General features: G+C 41.8%; 4 protein-coding genes and 2 tRNA genes. 3 read left to right on the top strand and 3 right to left on the bottom strand.

Going from position 1 to position 4,799, the window contains the following annotated elements:
* Nucleotides 1-83: 83 nt before the first annotated feature.
* A complete protein-coding gene (locus OKC40_RS13355) occupies nucleotides 84-752 on the bottom strand; it encodes an inovirus Gp2 family protein (protein ID WP_270795534.1) in 669 nt (222 codons plus the stop codon).
* A 429-nt stretch (nucleotides 753-1,181) separates the two neighbouring features.
* Nucleotides 1,182-1,358 (bottom strand): helix-turn-helix transcriptional regulator, encoded by a 177-nt coding sequence (locus OKC40_RS13350; RefSeq protein WP_013724060.1) that lies wholly within the window; start codon nucleotides 1,356-1,358, stop codon nucleotides 1,182-1,184.
* Nucleotides 1,359-1,805: 447 nt separating this feature from the next.
* Here OKC40_RS13350 and OKC40_RS13345 point away from each other — a divergent pair, with 447 nt between their 5' ends.
* Nucleotides 1,806-2,747, top strand: a complete 942-nt coding sequence (locus OKC40_RS13345) for a hypothetical protein (protein ID WP_270795532.1) — start codon at nucleotides 1,806-1,808, stop codon at nucleotides 2,745-2,747.
* A 172-nt stretch (nucleotides 2,748-2,919) separates the two neighbouring features.
* Here the strand turns inward: OKC40_RS13345 and OKC40_RS13340 are convergent, their stop codons facing one another.
* Nucleotides 2,920-4,194 (bottom strand): tyrosine-type recombinase/integrase, encoded by a 1,275-nt coding sequence (locus OKC40_RS13340; protein WP_270795531.1) that lies wholly within the window; start codon nucleotides 4,192-4,194, stop codon nucleotides 2,920-2,922.
* A 444-nt stretch (nucleotides 4,195-4,638) separates the two neighbouring features.
* Here OKC40_RS13340 and OKC40_RS13335 point away from each other — a divergent pair.
* Together OKC40_RS13335 and OKC40_RS13330 are read left to right on the top strand one after the other, a co-directional pair.
* A tRNA-Met gene (locus OKC40_RS13335) sits at nucleotides 4,639-4,715 on the top strand.
* A gap of 8 nt (nucleotides 4,716-4,723) precedes the next feature.
* Nucleotides 4,724-4,798: transfer RNA gene (locus OKC40_RS13330), tRNA-Gln, on the top strand.
* The last annotated feature ends 1 nt before the right edge of the window (nucleotide 4,799 follow it).

The raw sequence follows: 4,799 nt of genomic DNA, 5'->3' as shown, positions 1-4,799 counted from the left end.
GGTCCTGCATCGAGAAAACCGACTACCCGTTCCCGGAGGAGTTGGTGCTGTCAACACCGTCCCGGTGAACGGTTACTAAGCCTTCAAAGGTTACTCCCCCCGAAACAGCGGTACCCTTGTCCACGCCGCTTTGTCTCGTTTTTAGCCAAATAGGCTGCCCGCACAAACATCTTCTTGAGTGACTCGGTATCATTCCGCTCAATGAGATACTCAGCATTCTTGGGGAAATGCACCAATCCCATTTTTTTACAATCTTGCAGAGTGATATTTTCATCATACACAGCGCTGTGCCACGCCACTCTTATTTTATTGGCAAGGTTCATTCTTTCAGATTCATAGCTCCCTAATTTGTAGTAAGCATCCCTATTCAAAAATATCATCATGTGATAGTGAGGACAGGGAGCATTGGCTGTTTGCTCCTTAGCCCAAACGTATCTAATCTCAGTCGAATGAACCCTCTTGCCTTCATAACGTCGTTCTGACTCATCGCACTCAATGAGCCATTTAAGATTTGAAAAGAACTCTTTAATTATCCTTGAGCCCGAGTCAGGTTTTAGTGCTAAATACATTCCAAAAGCAGGGTCTTGTTGAAAACGGAGATCAACTCGAAAGGCAAATATTCTGGAGTAATGCTTAAGAGCGCTCTCCGATACAGAGAGGATCTTCTCTAAATTATCCACATTAAAGCTATAGTTCCGATCTTTGTAGAACTGCTGAGCAAGCAGGACATACTTTTCTATAGAAATAGACATTTGAACTCTCCCAATAGACTGTTGGTGGACATTGAAGATTTAAATAATGATGGGTATATTTTGCGGATAGAGCCGCAGTGTATTTCAAACACGTTCAATTAACCGGTGTAATCACCAGAGTAGTTTGTGTATAGGTGTGATAAGCACTTTCTTTGAATATGAAATAGAGCAGTTTAACTGTCATGATAAACGACGGCTATTGCTTAGAGTGGTTCAAACATGCATCGCCATAGACGTCCAATGTACTCTCCAATGTAGAGCCTATTGAATTAAAATGTATTTCCTTGTTGAACTTAAAAGATATATTACTATTACCGACACCAAAGCATTGAATGTCAAACCAACCAAATAACGCTGTTCCCTGATAGGACAAGACTTGTAGCCTCAACAACTAGCTAATTCAAATCCATAGCTCGTCAGAAATTATCCCTAGCGAAGATTTATTTTCTCTTCAATCCACGATTCTATTTCAGAGCTAACCCAAGCAACAGATCTTGGGCCGATCTTGACTGATGCTGGAAATTTACCGTCATTCATCTGACGGTAAACAGATGCCTTAGAGAGTGATGTCATTGCCATGACATCTTTCAATTTAAGTAGTTTCATTATGAGCTCCTTTTATCATCCATAGGACGTGGCGCTCGTGTAAAAAAGTAAGTAATGCTCTTCAGAATGAAGTAGAAACTGAGGCATGTAACAAGAGAAAGAACAAGCGATCTTCTTACGATTCTGCGCCGCAGCTAACAAGTTGTAAGACTGGATAATCACCTCAATCCAACTTCCACGTTAAATTGACCCAGCTAGAGATCATGGTATTTAAAATGGCATCCTCACTAAATGCCGGGAAAAATCTAACAACAACCTCTATCACAGCTTAGGTGAGCGAGGCCCGATGTACTAAGCATCTGCACACACTAAATTACGTGAGGTAAAGCAAATTATCGACAAAAAGTGATTGAAAAACACTCATAAATCACTCATAAAATGACATCTAAACATCAAAAAAAACTCACTAAATGACTAAGTCATGCATCTGAAGTGAAGGGGGTTTATATGCCAGAGATCGTAGATTCAATTAATTTAAATCAGAGAGGGATTAGATTTATATCCAATTTTCTTGGCTTACCCATTAATATTAATCCAATAAGCGCGAAATCTATTTTCTTGGAGATTATTAATAAAGACAAACAACATATTTTAAATAGACGCTCATTCAATAGTCTTGGTTTAGCTCAAGACAGCGACATTGACGAGGCGCGGGTTATTAATTGGGTTAGTAATGAGTGTATAGACATTTCTCTGTTTGATTGGATCGACACTAAAAATAACAGGCTGTGTATCTATGTTTGGTCTTATATTAGATTATTAAACAAATCATCATTTAGAAATGTGCAAGGCACGGCATCATTAAACAGAAGCGACATACTTAATACAAAAGCGCAGTCTTTAGGCGGGCAATATTTTTACGAAGAAATAGTGAACATAGAGTCACTACCGAAAGATAATAAAGCAAGAAAAGAAAGCATCATTGATTTTTTTGATTTAGTTAATTTCAATGTCTTACAAAAAAAAAGACTACTGGCCCAACTTAAATTGAAATGGATGCATAGCACAGACAAAAATGACATTTTCAACTGGGCAAATAAAAACAATCAACAATGGGCATGGAATTATTTATTTAAAGACAGTCACCCTATATGGTTTATCAATAACAACCAACCAGACAACTACTTAAACGGAATTGTTACGACGTTCGATCTGCTGAACGACGATCCGGATAAAAGAGAACTACTAATATCAAAAATGAAATCAGCTTGGTCACAAAAAGCTTATCGTGATAAAAATAATGGCAAAAAGGCAGTAAGCATTGTGCTATCTGAAGATATTATTAAAAAACTAGATTTTATCTGTGAAAATACAGATAGAAGAAAAAATGAGATAGTCACAAGACTGATTCGAGAAGAATATGACAAAATAAAAGAAGGCGGACGCTAGTCCGCCTTCTTTGTCTCATCAGGGGTCATCCCCCGGGGAAACGTGTGGATTGAATGCATCTAACTAAAAAATAGCCTGACAATAAAAATTCAAGCGATCCAATAAAATTGCTATCAAGAATAAGAGTCAAAATCATCAATATAACATGTCGCAGACGCTTAACTCGCAGCTATTAATTACGACTTCGAAAATCAACTGAAATAACGTTAACTGGCTTGTGTTGCGCTGGCTTTATTAAAGTAAAGACAAAGTCCCCCCACAGCTCAAACAATCTAGCTACCTGTTCTGCCCTTTTACCTGCTTGGTAGGTGGCAACAAGACGATCACGTTTGCTATGATTAAGTGCCAGTTCAATAACACTTTCATTTGCATCTAAATATTCAGAACAACAACTGGCAAAAGTACGGCGTAAATCGTGAACGGTAAATACCTCACTTTGTGGCATAGTGAGTGCTCTCACTTTATTAAGTACCCAGCGTAAGGCATTTCCATCAATATGGCCTTGCCCCGCATCATGTTCACGAATGGCTTCGAAGACCCAAGCACTACCTCTGCTGATAGCTCTCTGAGAGGCGATCACATCAAGAGCCAATGGATGAAGAGTTATTGTATGCTCTTTGCCATTCTTAGCATTACTGGCTGGTATGACCCACTTATTGCCAATAATCTGATCCCACGTCATGGATGTCGCCTCCCCACGTCGCGCCCCTGTCAACAAGATCAAGCGCAAGCAGTTAACCTGTGCCGGATGATAGCCTCCCTCATTTAACCCAAGCCAAAAAACTGCAATCTCTTCACGACAAAGCCAGCGTTGACGAGGAGGTGGTGCCTCAGCCCCAATTGTTGATGGCTTAATGGTTCTAGCAGGATTCAACTCTATCAGATCTAGATTTACCGCATGGTCGAGCATCTGAGCACAGATAGTCAGTGCCTTTCGCGCAGCCTGTATACTGCGCCCTCGCACCTTAGATAAGTGAGCAAACAACACTGCTCGCGTCACATCTTTCAGTAACAGACTACCAATGGCTTTGCTTATATATAGTCGGTGAGTATGACGGTAGGCTTCAACGGTAGATGCTCGGGCAGGCTTGGCAACTTGCTTCCACTCCAACCACTCTTCAAAAAACGCATCAAATATCGGCATGGCAGACCGCTTCACTTTGGATGCTTTGGCAACAGCAGCAGGATCTTCTCCTGCCTTAACCAAAGCCACAGCCTTACCGTGCTCAACCCGTGCAGTTGCCAAGCTCATTGCTGGGTAAGAGCCCAATGTGAATTTTCGGGCTTTATTATTGATACGATAACGGTAAAGCCATGTTTTAGAGCGCCCACCACTGCGAACCTCGATACACAACCCACCACCAGCCCCACTAGCAACAGCAACCACCTGCCGTTGGCCATCCTCCGCCTTCAAACTGGCGATTTCCCGATCTGTCTTAAGCGCCACCCTAGCCCCCTTTGTTCAAGCTGTGTACACAATAGCATTTCGAGTACACAACTGCGTACACAAAATACCTGGCTACCAGTGATTCCACCTGAAACGTCGTGAGACAAAAAAACATTTAATACATTGATAATAAAGAGCTTAAATTTAAAAGTGAGCCTTCATGACACTCAGTGAGACTCACTAAAGGCCAACTTCCTGTTCAACGTCTAATCCCATGACAGGCCAGCATTTGCTGGCCTGTTTTTTATCTGTCATTGCTTGGGCAATGATGGCAATGTCTTAAAAAAAACCAGATTGTTGGGCTTTTGCGCAACAGAGGCCAATAACTGGTCAAACGCACTCAAATTGCGTTTTTCTGGCAAAAAAAGGGTTGACGCCCCAGAGCCAGATACGCATAATTCGGCCCGCACGGTGACGAGGCAACGACTCATCGGAAGCAAGGTTGGCTATGTAGCTCAGTTGGTTAGAGCATCGCACTCATAATGCGGGGGTCACAGGTTCGAATCCCGTCATAGCCACCATCTCTAGTTGGGGTATCGCCAAGCGGTAAGGCAGCGGGTTTTGATCTCGCCATCCCTAGGTTCGAATCCTAGTACCCCAGCCAT

The organism is Aeromonas sp. QDB11, from assembly GCF_027705265.1.
GTDB lineage: Bacteria > Pseudomonadota > Gammaproteobacteria > Enterobacterales > Aeromonadaceae > Aeromonas > Aeromonas allosaccharophila.
The sequence above is the reverse complement of the archived record's forward strand: the minus strand, read 5'-3'. Positions and strand labels throughout refer to the sequence as shown.